General features: G+C 39.6%; 17 protein-coding genes. 2 read left to right on the top strand and 15 right to left on the bottom strand.

The window, feature by feature from the left end; all coding sequences use genetic code 11:
* The coding region (rlmD, locus tag O3655_RS08920) for a 23S rRNA (uracil(1939)-C(5))-methyltransferase RlmD (protein ID WP_371641306.1) at nt 1-1,112 on the bottom strand (1,112 nt) is incomplete at its 3' end.
* 37 nt (nt 1,113-1,149) lie between these two features.
* On the opposite strand from rlmD, the gene recX reads away from it, so the two are divergent.
* Complete coding sequence (gene recX, locus O3655_RS08915) at nt 1,150-1,926, top strand: recombination regulator RecX (protein WP_308697430.1); 777 nt, start codon at nt 1,150-1,152, stop codon at nt 1,924-1,926.
* A gap of 88 nt (nt 1,927-2,014) precedes the next feature.
* Nucleotides 2,015-2,548, top strand: coding sequence for a DUF402 domain-containing protein (locus tag O3655_RS08910; RefSeq protein WP_070696466.1), 534 nt, complete (start codon nt 2,015-2,017; stop codon nt 2,546-2,548).
* A 70-nt stretch (nt 2,549-2,618) separates the two neighbouring features.
* Here the strand turns inward: O3655_RS08910 and O3655_RS08905 are convergent, their stop codons facing one another.
* The 14 genes from O3655_RS08905 to O3655_RS08840 all read right to left on the bottom strand — a co-directional run bounded on the left by O3655_RS08905 (nt 2,619) and on the right by O3655_RS08840 (nt 19,443).
* A complete protein-coding gene (locus tag O3655_RS08905) occupies nt 2,619-3,386 on the bottom strand; it encodes an epoxyqueuosine reductase QueH (RefSeq protein ID WP_084921629.1) in 768 nt (255 codons plus the stop codon).
* Nucleotides 3,387-3,509: 123 nt separating this feature from the next.
* Nucleotides 3,510-5,132, bottom strand: a complete 1,623-nt coding sequence (gene groL, locus O3655_RS08900; protein WP_308697429.1) for a chaperonin GroEL — start codon at nt 5,130-5,132, stop codon at nt 3,510-3,512.
* A 15-nt stretch (nt 5,133-5,147) separates the two neighbouring features.
* Entirely contained in the window at nt 5,148-5,432 is a 285-nt protein-coding gene (gene groES, locus O3655_RS08895; RefSeq protein WP_042902057.1) for a co-chaperone GroES, read from the bottom strand.
* Nucleotides 5,433-5,715: 283 nt separating this feature from the next.
* Nucleotides 5,716-6,111: a single-stranded DNA-binding protein gene (locus O3655_RS08890; protein WP_042902056.1), complete on the bottom strand. Its 396-nt coding sequence runs from the start codon at nt 6,109-6,111 to the stop codon at nt 5,716-5,718.
* Between the two features lie 77 nt (nt 6,112-6,188).
* Nucleotides 6,189-6,950, bottom strand: coding sequence for an SDR family NAD(P)-dependent oxidoreductase (locus tag O3655_RS08885; RefSeq protein ID WP_084944851.1), 762 nt, complete (start codon nt 6,948-6,950; stop codon nt 6,189-6,191).
* Between the two features lie 41 nt (nt 6,951-6,991).
* The gene (gene ytpR, locus O3655_RS08880) at nt 6,992-7,618 is read right to left on the bottom strand and encodes a YtpR family tRNA-binding protein (protein WP_308697428.1); all 627 of its coding nucleotides are present in this window, start codon (nt 7,616-7,618) and stop codon (nt 6,992-6,994) included.
* Between the two features lie 15 nt (nt 7,619-7,633).
* A complete protein-coding gene (locus O3655_RS08875; protein ID WP_308697427.1) occupies nt 7,634-7,951 on the bottom strand; it encodes a thioredoxin family protein in 318 nt (105 codons plus the stop codon).
* Entirely contained in the window at nt 7,948-8,247 is a 300-nt protein-coding gene (locus O3655_RS08870) for a DUF4651 domain-containing protein (protein ID WP_096753422.1), read from the bottom strand. Before O3655_RS08870 ends, O3655_RS08875 begins: the two co-directional genes overlap by 4 nt.
* A 96-nt stretch (nt 8,248-8,343) precedes the next feature.
* Nucleotides 8,344-9,951, bottom strand: coding sequence for a CTP synthase (locus tag O3655_RS08865; RefSeq protein WP_308697426.1), 1,608 nt, complete (start codon nt 9,949-9,951; stop codon nt 8,344-8,346).
* Between the two features lie 317 nt (nt 9,952-10,268).
* Nucleotides 10,269-10,859, bottom strand: coding sequence for a DNA-directed RNA polymerase subunit delta (rpoE, locus tag O3655_RS08860; RefSeq protein WP_000418415.1), 591 nt, complete (start codon nt 10,857-10,859; stop codon nt 10,269-10,271).
* 253 nt (nt 10,860-11,112) lie between these two features.
* Nucleotides 11,113-15,585 carry a hypothetical protein gene (locus O3655_RS08855; protein ID WP_308697425.1) on the bottom strand — a complete coding sequence of 1,491 codons (4,473 nt, stop codon included), beginning with the start codon at nt 15,583-15,585 and terminating at the stop codon, nt 11,113-11,115.
* Between the two features lie 75 nt (nt 15,586-15,660).
* Complete coding sequence (locus O3655_RS08850) at nt 15,661-18,312, bottom strand: valine--tRNA ligase (RefSeq protein WP_308697424.1); 2,652 nt, start codon at nt 18,310-18,312, stop codon at nt 15,661-15,663.
* Nucleotides 18,305-18,883, bottom strand: coding sequence for an AAA family ATPase (locus tag O3655_RS08845; RefSeq protein WP_371641303.1), 579 nt, complete (start codon nt 18,881-18,883; stop codon nt 18,305-18,307). The genes O3655_RS08850 and O3655_RS08845 overlap by 8 nt, the downstream gene beginning before the upstream one ends.
* Entirely contained in the window at nt 18,883-19,443 is a 561-nt protein-coding gene (locus tag O3655_RS08840) for a GNAT family protein (protein WP_308697422.1), read from the bottom strand. Before O3655_RS08840 ends, O3655_RS08845 begins: the two co-directional genes overlap by 1 nt.
* Nucleotides 19,444-19,685: the final 242 nt, after the last annotated feature.

The following is a 19,685-nucleotide window of genomic DNA, read 5'->3' as shown; positions in this document are numbered from 1 at the left end:
TCTTGATACCAGCGTGGAATAATCTCTTCTGCTGTTCCCGCTTCGTAATGGGTATTGTCAAACCCCATTCTCTGAGCATTTCTCTTGGCATCTTCTATGGCTTCCGGAATAATGTCCATTCCTCTGAGACTCTTGACCTTATTTGCGAAGGCAAATCCGATTGTCCCAACACCGCAATAGGCATCAATCAGATGATCTTCTTCGCCAACCTCCAGTGCCTTAACTGCTTCACTATAGAGAATTTCTGTCTGCTCAGGATTAAGCTGATAGAACGCTCGAGGGGAGAGAGAAAACTCATAGTCCAGTACTCCTTCTTGAATACTCTCTTGACCCCAAATAATTTCCGTCTTTTCACCATAGATTTCACTTGTTTTTGCTGTATTTGTATTGACAGCAACCGTGACGACTTCTGGAAAATCTTTAACTAAGTCTTTTACTAGCTGGGTTAAATTAAGCTGACGATTTGTGACGATGATTATCTGGACTTGTCCTGTTTTTCTTGCTCGACGTACCATGATGGTGCGAACGCCGAGCGTTTTTCTCTCATCTGTAATTGGAATTTGGTGGTAAGTAAGAAGTTCAGCTAGGCGGTTAGCAATCACTTGGGTTTCTTTATCTTGCACCAAGCAGTCTTTTAACTCTACGAGATAATGAGAGTTTTGCGCATACAAACCTGCTTTGACCTGATTTTTAAATTTTCGAGTCTGAAATTGAAGCTTAGCACGGTAGTACTTTGGTTCCTGCATTCCGATAGTTGGACGGATTTCATAGTTTTCATATCCTGCAGGAGCAAATTTTTTCAGGGCTTGGTGGAGCAAATCCGTTTTGAACTCTAACTGTTTATCGTAGTGGAGGTGCATGATTTGGCAACCACCACATTCATTATAAATCGTACAAGCTGGTACGACTCGAAATTTAGACTTCTTATTAACCTTTAGTAATTTGGCTTCAACAAAGTTACGTTTAACAGAAGTAATCTGACAATAGATATCTTCTCCTTTGAGGGCGCCTGGCACAAAAACGAGGGTTTTCTGGTAGAAACCGATTCCCTCACCATTGATACCCATCCGCTTGATTTTTAAAGGTATTTTTTGTTTGACTTTCAGATTCATACCCCTATCTTATCACATTTTAGGGTATAATAGAACTATGAAAATCACAAAACTTGAAAAGAAAAAACGTCTCTACTTGATGGAGTTAGATGGACAGCAAACCTCTTATATCACGGAAGATACCATTGTCCGTTTTATGTTGTCTAAAGATAAGGTGATCAGCAAGGAAGAATTAATCGAGATACAGGGCTTTGCTCAGTTTTCTTATGGTAAGAATCTCGCCCTCTACCATCTATCATTTAAAGCTCGAACCGAAAAGGAAGTTCGTGAGTATCTGAAAAAGTATGATCTTGATGAAAAAATCACTAGTCAAGTTATCGCTAACCTAAAAGAAGATAACTGGATTAATGACCATCAGTATGCTTATTCCATCATCAATGCCAATCAACTTTCTGGAGATAAGGGACCCTATGTGCTAGCTCAAAAACTGTCTCAAAAAGGGATTGCCAAATCAACTATTGAAGAGGTTTTAAAGGATTTTGATTTTTCAGAGATTGCTCAACGTGTTGCAGAAAAACTGCTTAAAAAATACAATGGAAAGCTTCCCTCTCGTGCCTTGCAAGATAAGATTATCCAAAACTTGACGAACAAAGGCTTCTCCTATTCTGATGCTAAAAGTGCCTTTGATGACTTGGACAGTCAAGTCGACCAAGAAACGACTCAAGAACTCATTTTTAAAGAGCTAGACAAACAATATGCTAAGTATGCTCGAAAGTATAAAGGATACGAACTTAAACAACGTTTAACCCAAGTTTTAGCTCGAAAAGGCTATGATTTTTCGGATATAGCCATCGCTCTCAGAGAATATCTTTAATATTTTCGTGTAAAATTCAAAAAAATTAGACCGATTTATGATATAATAGTAAACGATAAACTTATAAATTGTAGAAAGTTGGTTAGTTATGAAACTTCCAAAAGAAGGCGACTTTATTACAATTCAAAGTTATAAGCATGATGGGAGTCTTCACCGTACTTGGCGAGACACCATGGTACTAAAAACAACAGAGAACGCCATTATCGGCGTCAACGACCACACACTTGTTACCGAAAGTGACGGTCGTCGTTGGGTGACTCGAGAACCGGCTATTGTTTACTTTCACAAAAAATATTGGTTTAATATCATTGCTATGATTCGCGATAATGGGATTTCCTACTATTGCAATATGGCTAGCCCCTACTATCTAGATGAGGAAGCCCTGAAATACATTGATTATGATTTGGATGTCAAGGTCTTCACTGATGGTGAAAAGCGTCTCTTGGACGTTGAAGAGTATGAGCGCCATAAACGTAAAATGAAGTATTCTGATGATTTAGACTATATTTTGAAAGAGCATGTTAAAATCCTTGTTTATTGGATCAACAATGGACGCGGTCCTTTCTCAGAGGCCTATGTCAACATTTGGTACAAACGCTACATAGAACTAAAGAATCGGTAAAGTTGTCAATCCGGGGTGAGAGCCCTGGTTTTTTTATTTGAAAAACCCAGCTTTACAACTGGGTTGGTTTCTATATATCTAATTTAGTAACAGTAAACTTGATGTGGGAATAGTCTTTTTCAACATCCTTATCCAACAAGAAAGCCGTAGCATCCTTCTTAACCTGAACAAGATCAATGTTCTGAGCTTGAGCTGCATAGACGCATCCACAATAACATTGACGATAGATATCATACTCCTCGCACATCTCCACCGAGCGCTTGTAGCCTTGATTTTTCTTGAAATCACTTGGAAGATAGTGGGTGGTGTAAATCTTTTGCACATCGATTCCGATGCTGTTGATGGTTTGAGAATTCTTATGAGGACTGATGGTCAAAGCTGAACCAAAATAGTCAAAGCCCAAGTCCATAGCTACCTGTGCTGTTTTGTCCAGACGGTAGTCAAAACAAACCTTGCAACGGTCACCACCTTCAGGTTCTTCTTCCAGTCCTCTGACTAACTTCCGGTATTCATTGGGTTCATAAGGCGCTTCTAAATACTGAACCGTATTTCCTGTTCGCTCATTGAAATCATTAACAAATTTCTTGGTGACGTAAGCTCGCTTGTGGTATTCTGCCTTGGGATGGATATTGGAATTGGCAAAATAGATGGTCACATCAGCGTATTTTGTCAGGTATTCTAGGGTGTAGGTACTACAAGGAGCACAGCAAACATGCATGAGAATAGTGGGACGTTGCTCATTTTTCTCCCAAATCTGTACCATTTTTTGCATAACACGGTCATAATTAATCTTCTGATTGGGATTCATCTTGCTCAGAATTTCTTCTACATCGATCATGTTCTTCTCCTTTTTCTAGTTTTATTTTATCATATAAGTTAGGAGAGCTCAAATCTATTTAGAAGAGAAAACCTTAAAAGGAGGGATTATGTTCCCTCCTTTTGTGTTTTTTATAAGTTGCTTTTACATCATCCCGCCCATCATGCTTGGATCCATTGCTGGAGCTGGGGCTACTGGTTCTGGTTTATTGGCTACGACTGCTTCTGTTGTTAAAATCAAGCTAGCTACAGAGGCTGCATTTTGAAGGGCTGAACGGCTCACTTTAACTGGGTCGATGATTCCCTCTTCAATCATGTTGACCCACTCGCCAGTCGCTGCATTGAAGCCTGTGCCAAGCTCAGCATTCTTCAAACGGTCAATAACGATTGAACCTTCATAACCTGCATTGTAGGCAATTTGACGAACCGGCTCTTCTAAGGCACGAAGCACAATGTTGCGCCCTGTCGCTCCATCTCCTGTCAATTCCAAAGTTTCAACGGCTGAGATGACATTAACGAGGGCAGTACCACCTCCCGCAACGATACCTTCTTCAACGGCTGCACGAGTCGCATTAAGGGCATCTTCAATACGGAGTTTCATCTCTTTCAACTCAGTTTCAGTTGCAGCACCGACCTTGATAACTGCTACCCCACCTGACAATTTAGCCAAGCGTTCTTGGAGTTTTTCACGGTCGAATTCTGAAGTTGTTGTTTCAATTTGAGATTTGATGACAGCCACACGGTTAGCAATTGCTTCAGGATTTCCTGCACCTTCTACAATAACTGTGCTATCTTTATCAACAGACACTTTAGCTGCTTGACCTAAAGCTTCGATGGTAGCATCTTTCAACTCAAGACCAAGGTCTTCGGTAATAACAGTTCCACCTGTCAAAATCGCAATATCTTCCAACATCGCTTTACGACGGTCACCGAAACCAGGAGCCTTAACAGCAACGACGTTGAAAGTTCCACGAATCTTGTTCAAAACAAGGGTTGGCAGAGCTTCACCATCAACATCATCTGCAATAATCAAGAGCGGACGGCTGCTTTGAAGAATACTTTCTAAAAGTGGCAAGATTTCTTGGATATTTGAAATCTTCTTGTCAGTGATTAAAATGTATGGATTTTCAAGGTCTGCAACCATTTTTTCATTATCAGTAACCATGTATTGTGAGAGGTAACCACGGTCAAACTGCATTCCCTCAACCACTTCAAGCTCGGTTTCCATTCCACGAGACTCTTCAATGGTGATAACCCCATCTTTACCAACTTTTTCCATGGCTTCAGAGATATATTCACCAACTTTTTCAGAACGAGATGAAACGGCGGCAACCTGCGCAATCGCTTCTTTGTTAGCAACAGGAATGGCATTGTTCTTCAAGGCTTCAACGGCTGCAGCGACCGCAGTTTCAATCCCACGACGAATACCAATTGGATTTGCGCCAGCAGTAACGTTTTTGATTCCTTCACGAACGATAGCCTGAGTCAATACTGTTGCAGTAGTTGTCCCATCACCAGCGATATCATTGGTTTTTGAAGCTACTTCTGATACCAATTTGGCACCCATATTTTCAAAATGGTCTTCCAACTCGATTTCTTTGGCAATAGTAACACCGTCATTGGTAATCAATGGTGAACCAAATGATTTTTCCAATACAACATTACGACCTTTTGGTCCCAAGGTTACTTTAACAGTATCTGCAAGGATATCGACACCACGGACCATAGCTGAACGAGCGTCTGATGAAAATTTAATGTCTTTTGCCATACTTACTTTCTCCTTCTATTCTTCAACGATTGCCAAGATACTAGCTTCACCCACGATGAGGTATTTTTCATCCCCATCTTTAACATCAATACCTGCATGAGCTTCAACTAAAACATGATCTCCAGCTTTTACACTTGGAGCGACTAACTCACCGCTCAAGGTACGAACACCCTGTCCAGTAGCCACTACAGTAGCTGTTTTCGTTTCTTCTTGGGCTGATTTTGCGAGGACAAATCCCCCAACAGTTTGTTCTTTTTCTTCAATTTTTAAGACCACACGGTCGCCTAATGGTTTCAACATTTGTCTTCCTCCATAATATAATCATATTGTTAGCACTCTTTGTATATGAGTGCTAAACCATAGTTCTATTGTATCACTTGGTCAAAAATAGTCAAGAAAAAAGTCTGACTTTCTCAATATAAAAAAGCCTGAGACCAACTCAGACTTCTCAATGTTTATACCAAGATCAAACTAAGAAGCTAGCCGTAGATTGCTCAAAACAGTGTTTTGAGGTTGTAGATAAGACTGACGAAGTCAGTTACCTATACCAGCTGACGTGGTTTGAAGAGATTTTCGAAGAGTATTAAAATGGCAATTCTTCCTCTTCCAAGACCAAATCTGCCAAATCCTGTCCTGCGTTATTTTCACGCATAGCCCGTTGGGCGCGGCTTTCCAAAAGTTGGAATCCTGTGGCAAGGACTTCAGTCACATAGTTCATCTGGCCCTTTTTCTCAAAGCGACGGGTACGAAGTTCTCCATCCACAGAGATAAGACTACCTTTAGTTGCGTAGCTTGCCAAGGTTTCAGCCAATTTCCCCCAAAGAACCAAATTGACAAAGTCAGCTTCACGTTCCCCGTTTTGGTCTTTGTAACGACGGTTCACAGCGATAGTTGCTCGCGCCACTGACTTGTCATTGTTTGTTTTGTGCAATTCTGGTGTAGACGTTAAACGTCCAATAAGAATAACTTTATTATACATATTTTCTTCCTCCTACTTATCTATTCGTAAGGAATCAAAAAAAGTTACAAAAATTTGTAACTTTTCGAAGAAATTTTTTATTTTTTATGAACCATGAAACCTGTAGCCTGTTGATTGGCCATAATGGTCATATCTGTAATCTGCACACGGCGAGGCTGACTGGTCACATAGACAACCGTATCTGCGATATCTTGTGCTTGCAGGGCTTCTATTCCCTGATAGACGGTCGCAGCCCGCTCTTTATCACCGTGAAAACGAACTGTAGAGAAATCTGTTTCGACAATCCCTGGCTGAATGGTGGTCACCTTGATATCCGTTGCGATGGTATCAATTCGCAGGCCATCTGAAAAAGTCTTAACTGCTGCCTTGGTGGCTGAGTAAACAGCTGCACCCGCATAGGCATAGATTCCTGCGGTCGATCCCATATTGATAATATGTCCCTGATTGGCTTTTACCATTTCTGGCAAGAAACAGCGAGTAACTGCCATCAACCCCTTGACATTGGTATCTAACATGGTCAGCATATCCAACTCTTCATAGTCTTGATAGGGAGCCAAGCCAAGAGCTAGTCCAGCGTTATTGACCAAGATATCAATCTGCCCTATCGTTTCCAAAATATCGGAGCAGACAGTCTTGACCATGGTCATATCCGTGACATCCAGTGGAGAGGTCCAAACTGTTTGATTTGGAAAAGTTTCTGCAAACTCTGACTTGAGGGCCTTTAATCTGTCTTTCCGTCGCCCTGTTAGAACGACATTCTCCCCCTTCTCCAGATAAGCACGCGCAATCGCTTCACCAATTCCAGAGGTCGCTCCTGTAATTACTACATTTTTCGCCATCTTATCCCCCTCTATCTGGTCTATCAAATACCGACAATTTCCTAGGCCGTCCAGTGTTTAGCTGGGTCAAATGGAGTTCCGACAACTTGGTCTTCTGATAATTCAATAACACCACGTTTTTGCGGAGCATTTGGCAAATGCAATTCACGAGGGCTGCACATCATGCCAAAACTCTTTTCACCGCGAAGTTCGCCTGGGAAAATGAGATTGCCTTTTGGCATCATCGCTCCAGGAAGAGCTACAATGGTTTTCAGGCCAAGACGCGCATTAGGTGCTCCTGCCACGATTTGCACTGTCTTGTCACTTGCGACGGCCACTTGACAAATGTTGAGGTGGTCACTATCTGGGTGGGCTACCATCTCGACAATTTCACCGACGACAAACTTAGGTTCTTTGTCATTGACAATCTCTTCTGCAAAGCCTTCCGTCTGCAATTCTTGGTTCAAACGAGCGACTTGCTCATCTGTTAAAAAGACTTGACCTCGCTCTGCAACTTCAAATAAACTTGAAACTTCGAAAATATTCCAAGCTACTGTTTCTCCATTTTCTTTGAGGAAAACACGGGCTACCTTGCCTTTGCGCTCCACGTCCAACTTGGCATCTCCGCTGTTTTTCACGATGATCATAAGGACATCGCCAACATGCTCTTTATTATATGTAAAAATCATTGTTTCCTTTTTCTCCTATTTCAGTCCTGCTAAAAAGTCGTTAATTTGTTCCTTGCTTTTACGGTCACGATTGACAAATCGGCCGATTTCCTTGTCCTTTTCTAGCACAACAAGGCTAGGAATGCCGTACACATCCCAGAGTTTGGCTAGATCCATGTACTGGTCACGGTCCACTCGAATAAAGGTGAACTCTGGATTGGCCTCCTCAATCTCTGGCAAGGATGGATAGATATAACGACAATCGCCACACCAGTCCGCCACAAAAAGGAAGACCTTCTTGCCATCTTGCTCGACAAAACCTGCTAGTTCTTCTATACTATCGGGAGTAATCATAAGACTTCCTCCTCATAGACTAGGTCTTCATTTTCATAGACAAAGGTATAGTGACGACCATCCTCGAAAACGACTCCTCCGACGAGTCGCTCTAGGCTACTTTCGTAGACTTGAACATAAATAGTCGCAATCTCACCCATATCTGAGAAAAGTTCGCGCACGATAGCGGTCAACTCTTCTTGAGTCTTCATGAGTTTGTGGTTATCTGCTGCTTTTTTAGCCCCTAAAGCAAGGGCACTTAGACCAGCCACAGTCAAGCCAGTCATCCATAATTTCTTAGCTTTCATACCATTCATTGTAACACAAAAAGGGCTCTAGGACAAATAGGGAAGCCGTATAGGAGCAAGGCAATTAAAAAACCTCTGAGATTCTTCTCAAAGGTTCTGATTGTGCTAATTACTGTTCTCGACTGCTGCAGTAACAAAGGCAGTGTAGAGTTCTTCTGGACGGTTCGGACGACTGGAAAGTTCAGGGTGATACTGACAAGCCACAAAGAATTTATTTTCAGGAATTTCCACAATTTCGACCAAACGATTGTCTGGAGAAACACCTGAGAAGACAAAACCTGCTGTCTCAAACTGTTCACGAAAGGCGTTGTTAAACTCATAACGGTGACGGTGACGGCGTTGCACCACTTCTTGATTGTGATAAGCAGCCGCTGCTTTAGAACCACGTTTCAACTTAGATGGATAAAGTCCCAATCGAAGGGTTCCCCCCATATCTTCAACATCAACCTGGTCACGCATGATATCAATGATAGGGTATTTTGTATCAGGATCGAGCTCTGCAGAATTAGCCCCTTCAAGGCCCAAAACGTGACGAGCAAACTCGATACAAGTCAACTGCATTCCTAAGCAGACACCCAACATTGGGACATCATTCTCACGCGCATAACGGATGGCTTGGATTTTTCCTTCCGTACCACGTTGGCCAAAACCTCCTGGTACGATGATTCCGTCCGCATCAGACAAGAGCTCTGCTACATTCTCTGCTGTCACATCATTGGCATTGATCCAATTAATCTTCACTTCTGCGTCGTTGGCATACCCAGAATGTTTCAAGGCTTCGACCACAGAGATGTAGGCATCTTGCAACTCCACATACTTACCAACAAGGGAAATCTTGACTTGTTTTTTCAGGTTCATGACCTTGTCCACCATGGCTGACCATTCTGTCATATCCGCTGCTGGTGCGTCTAGTTTCAAATGGTCACAGACAATTTGGTCCATACCTTGTGCCTGCAAATTCAATGGAATTTGGTAAAGGTGTTCGACATCCAAAGACTCGATAACAGCTTCTGGAGCCACGTCACAAAACTGAGCTAGTTTGTTTTTAATTCCTTGGCCAGCTGGTTTCTCCGTACGAATAACCAACATATTTGGCTGGATTCCCAATCCACGCAATTCTTTTACAGAATGCTGAGTCGGTTTGGTTTTCATCTCACCAGCAGCCTTGAGGTATGGAAGCAAGGTTGTATGGATGTACATGACATTATCTGCACCCACATCTGCCTTCATCTGACGAAGAGCCTCTAGGAATGGCAAGGACTCGATATCCCCAACGGTTCCACCAACCTCTGTGATAATGACATCCGAGTCGGTCGTTACAGCGGCACGCTTGATTTTTTCTTTCAAAGCATCTGTGATATGAGGAATAACCTGAACAGTTGCCCCAAGGTATTCTCCACGGCGCTCTTTACGAAGAACTTCACTGTAAATTTTACCAGTTGTCACGTTGGAATATTTGTTGAGGTTGATATCGATGAAACGTTCATAGTGACCTAAGTCCAAGTCGGTCTCAGCCCCATCATCTGTAACAAAGACTTCCCCATGCTGGTAAGGACTCATGGTTCCCGGATCGATATTGATATAAGGGTCAAACTTCTGAATAGTCACTTTTAGACCACGATTTTTCAAGAGACGACCCAGACTTGCTGCCACAATCCCTTTCCCAATAGACGACACCACACCACCAGTTACAAAAATATATTTCGTAGACATAGATTCCTCTTTCTAAAATGCTCAAGGCCTTGTTAACTACGAGGGGAGATAGAAAACAAGACCCTTATGAATAACGACTTTTCAAGAAAAACTTCCTGAAAAACAAAAATAGCTCCCTAGTAACTAGGGAGCCCCGACCTCTAAAAGAGGTGCCCGAACAATATAATACCTCAAAGCAGAACATTTGTCAACCCGAATTGGTAAAAGGTGAAAAAAGGAGATTGTTTTCAGAAAACCAACTAAAGATCCGCATCCAAACGGATGACCTGCTCAAGCAACAAAAAAAGGAGATCTTACGATCTCCTCTGTGAAGTCTTTTACTCTTCTTCACTCGTTTCAGCGTCATCGTCAGAAAACTCGTCGTCTTCTTCGTTAAGATCCACATCTTCACCCAAGTCATCAGGAGCGATTTCGTTAATTTCTGCATCGTAAGCTTCCACTTCATTTTTCTCATCATCTGGATTTTCATCATCGTATGAAAGAGCTGGATCTGCTTCGTACGCATCTTCGTCTTCTGGATCATCCGCATTGTAGTCAATAGCATCTGAATCGCCATCCATGAAGGCATTGACACGTTTTTTCTTAGCTTTTGGAGCTACTTCATCGTCGTCACTTTCTTCAAGAGCGATGATTTCTTCGTCAATTTCGTCTACACCATACCATGAACGAAGACCCCATTTGTTGTCTCCAAGAGAGATGAAGCTACCGTCAAAGTTCAACTCTGTGTAGAACAAAGGCAAAGCTTCGCGGATATCGCTGTTTGATGTTCCAAGGTAGTTTTGAATTTCATTTACAAGATCGCTAAAATGCATCTCATGGTCGCGACCACGAAGTTCCAAGATAGCACGCGCTACCTCAATCATAGATAGTTCACTTTTTTCTTGCCCAGCAAATACTTCTAATTCCAAAGCGTTTCTCCTCATTTTTACTACTATCGCCAGAGCAAACAGACTCTGACCTCATTTTATCATGTACTCTTTATTGTACGATAATTTTGCGGAATAGTCAAAGGTTAAGGGAGAGAAATCTATATCTTTTACTTTAGCTTTTATATGTAAAAAGACTAACTCTTGAAAAGAATACATTACATTATGTTTAACTAATTCTTTCTAAGACTCATAATAATTCAATCTCTTACAATCAATTTCTTATAAAATTTTGTTATTTATTCATCAATTCTTCAATCAGAGTTCGTGAGCTGCCGAGCTCATTTTCAAACATTTGATCAATAATATCTAAACACCTATCAGCAATATCGTCCCCCATATGTTTATCGTAAAGTTGCATCATCAATCTAGAAAGATATTCTTCTATTCGTCTATAATAATATGGTTCTAATTTCAATTTATTAGTTTTACTCACAATATTGCATACTGTTTCAAAAATGATGTTTTCATATTCTGAAATTGATTCTTGTTTTTCAAGAGATTCTAAAAAATAATAATATAATTTATCTCTATATTCAGAAGTTAGTAGATTAAATATTAAATCCTTATCTTCTTTAATATCTAATAAATCATCCCTGAATAGTTGTGGTAAAATGTTTTCTAAATTTGTAACATTCTTACCTAAATAACTCAGTATAATCTTCTTTGATTTGTCTTCATGGTTCTTTTCCTTTAAATAATTAATAGCCATCTGACAAATACCTTCTACTTGAAGTCCACTTCCACTATATACAGTTGATTCCATATCTCCTTTATTTAAGTAAATTTCTGTAATCAGGCATGAAGCATTTTTTACAAGTAATGTATCTTTTGAATCAAAAGCTAACTGCAATAGACATTGAATTTGTTCTTTCTCATCTTCGTATAGTCTATACAAAATGTAGTTACTATGCCAATGAGCTAACATCTTTTCATCCGTAAAAATCCCTCTAAATAACTCTCTAGCAAAATCCTTATCTAAATCCAAAATTATATACAGAAGAAAAATAGCATTTAAGCGTATGTAATCAGTCTTATCATTAGCAAGTGAAATGATAGTATTTTTGAAGTACGAAATGTTTGTTGGTGAATTTTCTATTAGTTTTGTTAAAGCATGTATTCCATGACCTCTTAAATTTGAGTATGACTGTTGTAAATAATTTTCCATAGTTTGATTCTCGTTAAATTTATCAAGAGCATCTAAATCAGTTTTCTTAAGATAATAATTAAGCCTTTCCAAAACTTTCTCGGACCATTCTATGTTTGCGTGTTTCTCTATGACTCGGAAAAAATAATAAAGATTCTCCCAATTATTTTCATTTACAAAATTTAATAGTATGAATTCAAGATCACTTAAAATAGTATCTGGAATTTTTTCTAAGTCTACAATCCCCCCCAGTAGACCATCTATATAATGTTCATTGATTTTATGATTAGACGATAAGTTTAAAAATAAAGAAACGTACTCTTTAGGATTTTTAGAAACAGTACTTCTAAAATCAGTAGCCAATTCTCTAGGAGAAGACTCAATAAATATGTTTCTCTCACTATTCCATCTACATTTTGTCTCACCTTTTGGGCTGATGAGAATATTTCTCCAAGATTTAGCAGAAATATTCTTACCTTGTAATGGAGAAACTACACTTCCACAGTGTGGGTCATAAAAAGAATCAGAAAAACTATTAGATCGTTCTAATACCTTTAATAATTCGATAGCTTCTTTACTTATCCTTTCTTTCGGTAAAACTGATAGTAATTCAAATTGTAAACTTCCCCAAAATGACCAATAAACCCTGTAATCATCTTGAGATTTATTTCTTTCAATTCTTCTTGCTAGTCTTTGTTTAGCCTCAGGTGAAACATAATGAATAATTTGTTCTTCAAGTTTATTATACATTTCTAACGAACAGCTCTGTGAAACTTTTGAAATCAACCGTTTGGCTAAAAATAATTTGCTTGAATGGCCTTGAGATTTTTCAAAGAGTGTTTTATCAAAATCAGCCAGTAAATATTCAACACAAGTATTAAAATAATTCGTAGGCAAGTGATACATTGCATCTAAAATAACTTCATTATAGAGATAATCACCATTTCCCATATAACTACTATAAATTTCAAAAAAAATCTCAGGATATTTCGAAATTAGACATTTATTGGTTTCATTTAATAAATGAAGGTAATATCTTTGTAATCTATCGCGTTCTTTCAGGGTTGGATTGTATTTAGTAGAATTATTCTCGGAATACTTTTTAAGATAAGGCAATAATATTTTGACGATTTGTATACAATTTTTATCTATGTAATTATGCGAATCTTCGTCGAATTCCTTTGATTCACTATAAAATCTATTACTATTATCAGAGCCTTGAAATTTGTCAAGAAATAAACATATAATCTTAATTGTATATGCGTTTATATTTTTATAGAAGTCGTCAAACAAATCTGGTTCTTTTAGATAAGATTTCCAATAATGCAATCTTACCTTAAAAAATTCTTCTGAATCATTATGATAATCATTAAAGAAACAGCCCCGCCACTCATTTTTATCATCAGAATTTGCTATAGATAATTTGATAAATTTAATACTTTCAGTTGTGTAATTTGGAGAGATACTACTTATTAAATTAATTACTAATATTCTATTCTCATCTAACCACTTTTTTAAAATACCCTCTTCCACTAAAAAATTCACATATAATTGACGACTACTAATTACCGTTTGACACAAATGATTTCTATACTCTGTTTCTTGAATCAGCTCTGCTATATAATTTAAAATCTTTTTAGATGGTTCTTGAATACTTCCTAAGATTTCAAAGAAAACATATTTGAAATTAAACCTGACATTATCACTCTTTATTAATCTAGTCCCAAAATTTAAAAAATCTTTTTCTGATTCCTCTAATAATGATTGAAGAAAAATCTGAAATTGATAACGTCTTGTTGGATTCTGTTGTGTTTTATTTCCAAGAATGTCGTTTACATCAGAATTAGTATAGTAATCAAGAATCATTCGCTCTGCAACAAAACAGTCTAGGAATGACTGATGAACAAAAGAAACTTTGTTGGAACGTTCTGTTAGCATCCCTTGACTGGTTAGATAACGCAAAGCCCTCTCATTACCCAGTAGTCTTCTCTTGCTAAATACAGTTTCACCTGTATCCGTAAATAGTTTTACAAATTTTTCTTTTAAATCACTCAGATTATCTTCAATGAGGCTAGCATCGTGACACTTCTCTAATAAATCTCTCCACCATTTATCTACTAGATTATATGTACTTGTTATTTGATAGTACTCCTCTTTGTTATTAATTTGTTCCCATATATAGAGATTGCTAGGAGTTCTTAGTAACTGTTTTAATTTATTTGGAAAGCTATGGTATTTACTTCCTAAAATTTCCTCAACCTCATTTTCCAATAATTCATTAACTTCAACTTTATGCCAAGATTCAGTTTCATCTTTCGATTTATTTTCAAATAACGCCTTAATTCCGTCATCATTTTCTAAATCATAAGTTCTGCAAACAAAAATAATTGAGATTTTATTTTCTCTTTCCGAATTGAGGTTCTGTATCTCTCGAATCAACTCCAAACAAGTCGTAAGTGAACTTTTAGAATTTTTTGCTGTCCATCTTAATGCATCTAGTTGATCTAATATAAGAACAGCATTATCCTCTTTAGAAAAAGCGTTCAAACAATAACTGATGCTAGCAGGAAATCCTAATTTCTCCCCCCATCCTTGTGCTGTACCCTCAGGAATATAACAATCTAGTTTTAAATCTAAGTGTAAAATATTACTTTTATTACACCAATCAATAATATTTTCTGTTAAACCACTTTTACCATTCCCAGCTTTCCCGTGAATGATAATTGATTTTCCTTCTTGAATATATTTCTTACATTCATCAAATTGTGTGCGAATTTTTAGACCGGAATCCAATGTTTTAAAGCTATTTTTATACTCATCATTTAAAATATTTATTCTAGGTATTATCCTATCATCACGTGCTAAATTTCTGAATTCAATTTTCTCATTTTTAATAAATTTCTCCAAATCCTGAAATGAAAACCATCTTCCATAAATTTCACCTTGTAAAATTAAATTAATGAATTTTGACTTTATGCTAGCAGCATCACCAATAAAATATTGACTAACCTTATCTTTAATAAATTCTTCATTTTCTGGATATGGCTCTTGTCTAATCACAGTTCTACTTAAAAAATTTATAATTTTTCGAATGTCTTTCTCCTTAGAAAATCCTAAATATTTAATATAATCGTTCAACAAGCTACTAACTACTGGAGATGTCTGAACCTGATATTCAATGAAATACTGATCATCATCATTGGTTTTAGCCCTATAAATCAAATCGGAGAAACTTGTAAACGGTAGTGGACTAACTAATGAAACCTTTACTTGTGGATCCCTTTCTAAATGTCTCCTCCAACTATTAAGAATTCCTCTTTGATTTAAATCCGCAAGAGACCAAGTTTCTTTACTAGCATTTCTTCCTTTGCATTGCTGTGCCTCCTTACTCCCATTTCTATATCTTACTAAAACATCCACACGATCAGCTTCGGGACCAATTGGTTCAATTTTTATAGCATCTATTTTTTCAGCTATAATATCAATAAATTTCAAAACAATCCAATTGAACTCATATTTATTACCTAATTTATCTGCTCTTCCACCTATTTCATAAGGCATAAATCTACCTCTCCTTTAATGTATATTTAACACTATTATAACAAAAAAACACGGCATGCCACCGTGTTTCTGTGTTTATTTCACCAACTTCTTCATCTCATCAATATGTGCGACGGTCGCGTCGTATTTCGCTTGATAGTCGGCTTGTTTGTCGCGTTCTTTTTGGACGACTTCTGGTTTGGCATTGGCTACGAAGCGTTCGTTAGAGAGCTTCTTGCCTACCATATCCAGTTCTTTTTGCCATTTAGCTAGTTCCTTGTCGAGACGAGCCAGTTCTTCTTCGACATTGAGGAGGTCAGCGAGTGGCATGTAGATTTCTGCTCCTGTGATGACGCTTGACATTGCGAGTTCAGGTGCAGGGATGGTTGATGCGATTTCCAAGTGTTCTGGATTTGTGAAGCGTTTGATGTAGTTGACATTGCTGTTAAAGAAGGCTTCCAGGTCGCTGTCACTTGTCTTCACAAGGATTGTGATTGGCTTGCTTGGTGCTACGTTTACTTCCGCACGCGCATTCCGAACTGCACGAATCAAGTCTTTGAGGCTTTCGACACCTGTGTGGGCCGCAAGGTCTTCAAAGGCTGGGTTAACAGTTGGGTATTCTGCTGTAACGATAGAGCCTTCTGAGATTTGTCCAAAGATTTCCTCTGTCACGAATGGCATGATTGGGTGAAGGAGACGAAGGATCTTGTCCAAAGTGTAAAGGAGAACAGAACGTGTGATGACTTTCTCTTCTTCGTTATCGCTATAAAGGACTTCCTTGGTCAACTCAACGTACCAGTCCGCAAACTCATCCCAGATGAAGTTGTAGAGGATGTGGCCAGCCACACCAAACTCAAACTTATCAAAGTTTTCAGTGACTTTGCCGATGGTTTCATTGAGGTTGTGGAGAATCCAGCGGTCTGTGACATTTCCAGCTTCCTTGTTGACAACTTTTTCCACATTGGCAGTTGCTTGTTCAAGGGTTAAACCTTCATTGTTCATGAGGATGTAGCGAGAGATGTTCCAAATCTTGTTAATGAAGTTCCATGAAGCATCCATTTTCTCGTAAGAGAAACGCACGTCTTGCCCTGGTGCAGAACCGTTTGAAAGGAACCAACGAAGGCTATCTGTTCCGTACTTATCAATAACATCCATTGGATCAATCCCGTTACCGAGAGATTTCGACATCTTGCGTCCTTGCTCATCACGAATGAGACCATGAATCAAGGCATTTTTGAATGGCGACTTGCCAGTAAATTCCAAACCTTGGAAAATCATCCGAGACACCCAAAACGGAATAATATCATAACCAGTCACCAAAGTTGATGTTGGATAATAACGTTTAAAGTCTTCTGAGTCGACATCCGGCCAGCCCATGGTAGAGAATGGCCAAAGGGCAGAACTGAACCACGTATCCAAGACGTCTTCGTCCTGAGTCCAACCGTCACCTTCTGGAGCTTCTTCACCAACGTATATTTCACCCTCAGCATTGTACCAAGCAGGGATTTGGTGACCCCACCAGAGCTGACGAGAGATTACCCAGTCATGGACATTTTCCATCCATTGGAGGAAGGTATCGTTGAAACGAGGTGGGTAGAATTCTACCTTGTCGTCTGTGTCTTGGTTGGCAATGGCATTCTTGGCCAATTGGTCCATCTTAACGAACCATTGCGTAGACAAGCGTGGCTCAACCACAACACCAGTACGCTCTGAGTGACCAACACTGTGGACACGTTTTTCGATTTTGACGAGGGCGCCGATTTCTTCTAACTTAGCAACAACTGCCTTACGAGCTTCAAAGCGATCCATACCTGCAAATTCGAAGGCCAAGTCATTCATAGTCCCGTCGTCGTTCATGACGTTGACTTGTGGCAAGTTATGGCGTTGACCAACCAAGAAGTCGTTTGGATCGTGGGCAGGTGTAATTTTCACGACACCAGTACCAAACTCAGGATCAGCGTGCTCATCTCCAACGATTGGGATCAATTTATTAGCGATAGGAAGGATAACATTTTTACCAATCAAGTCCTTGTAGCGTGGGTCTTCTGGATTGACCGCAACCGCAACGTCCCCAAACATGGTCTCAGGACGAGTTGTCGCAACTTCAAGGGCGCGTGAGCCATCTTCCAGCATGTAGTTCATGTGGTAGAAGGCACCTTCGACATCCTTGTGGATCACCTCGATATCAGAAAGGGCTGTGCGAGCTGCTGGGTCCCAGTTGATAATAAACTCACCACGGTAGATCCAGCCTTTCTTGTAAAGGTCCACGAAAACCTTGCGAACAGCTTTTGACAAACCTTCATCAAGAGTGAAACGCTCACGAGAGTAGTCTACAGAGAGCCCCATCTTGCCCCATTGTTCCTTGATAGTCGTCGCATATTCGTCTTTCCATTCCCAGACTTTATCTAAGAATTTTTCACGACCAAGGTCATAGCGGGAAATGCCTTCACCACGCAAGCGCTCCTCAACCTTAGCCTGAGTCGCAATCCCAGCGTGGTCCATCCCTGGAAGCCAAAGCGTATCAAAACCTTGCATGCGTTTTTGACGGATAATGATATCCTGCAAAGTCGTATCCCAAGCGTGACCAAGGTGGAGTTTCCCAGTTACGTTTGGTGGTGGAATAACGATTGAATAAGGCTTAGCCTTTTGATCGCCTGAAGGCTTGAAAACATCAGCGTCAAGCCATTTTTGGTAACGACCAGCCTCAACCTCAGCTGGATTGTATTTAGGTGAAAGTTCTTTAGACATGTGTTTGTCCTTTCTCTATTGTATTCATTTTATCTTGAATCTGCTTAGCAACCTCTTCTGCAGACAGATTCGTATTATTCATTTTAAGGTAGTGGTGCAACTCATTCGGTTGATGTTGAGAATTTAATTGAAGTGTTTCAGCAGTCTCCAAAATTTCTCTTTCAGATACCTCAATATGTCGTTTTAAGGGTTTATGCTTTAATCGATTCTCCGTTCGATTTCGACGTAAGCGCTCTTCAAGTGTCGTTTCCAACTCAACAAACAGAATCTCTTGATGATAATCATCCACCAAATCCTGAATTTGCTTCAAATACAGCAGCTGGTACTGATTTGAAAAATCAATTACGTCTGTTAAAATCACAGATCGCTGATTCCTAGCACTTGCTCCAAGGAAAGAAAAGGTAATTCCACGAACAAATTCCCACATTTCCTCTGTATAGTCCTGATAGATTTCTAGTGCAAAATCAATGGCTTGATGGTTATAAAAGAGGGTAGCATTTGTCTTTCGAGATAGTTCTTGCCCAATCGTCATTTTTCCTGAAGCTGGAGCGCCAATGATGAAAATGTGCATCAAACCACCTCCCACTCACTCCTCAGCAAGCCGTATCTCAAATCGTCACAGCGGTTGCCTTGGGCATCTTTACGGTCTCGGATTCGAGCTTCTAAGGTAAAGCCAAGTTTCTCTGCGACTCGTTGACTTTGAAGGTTATACCCAAAGCAAGTCAGTTCAATCTTATGAAGACCCAGTTCTTTAAAAGCTAGGTCAATCAAGGCATGCGCTGCTTCTGGAACATAACCTAGACCCCAATGGTCTGGATGTAAGATATAGCCAATCTCCAAGACATCATCCTCGTGACGACGAGGGAAATCAACAGAGCCGATGACCTTATCGGTTCCTTTAGCGACAATTCCATAGCCCGCTGGAAGATCGTTCTTTTCATTACGCTCGGGCAGAATATGCTCCAGATAATAAATCTCATCTTCCAAGCTCTTGACGGGCGGAAAGCCTGCTGGGTAGGAAACTTCTGGCCTGCTGGCATAGTCAAAGATATCCACAACATCAGCCACGGTACGGACTCGCAAGACTAGCCGTTCGGTTTCTAAACGTTCTGGCAATGTTGCTCTTGTCATCCTTCTACCTCGCTTTCTACAAAAAATCGCCCCTGCCATCTACATGACAGGGACGAATGTGCTTATCCGCGGTACCACCCAATTTCGGGCAGAGCCCGCAACTTTCGTCTTATTGTTTCTCCTTTATGACGTCGTTAGCTCGCATTGGCGTACTTGAGTACAGCCTGCAACTCGCTGCCTAGTCCTAAACGGAATCAAAAAGACTATTCTAATATTTCAATTTTTCATTCATCAGCAACCAG

This window comes from Streptococcus sp. 27098_8_70 (assembly GCF_041432215.1).
Classification (GTDB): domain Bacteria; phylum Bacillota; class Bacilli; order Lactobacillales; family Streptococcaceae; genus Streptococcus; species Streptococcus oralis_CP.
The sequence above is the reverse complement of the archived record's forward strand: the minus strand, read 5'-3'. Positions and strand labels throughout refer to the sequence as shown.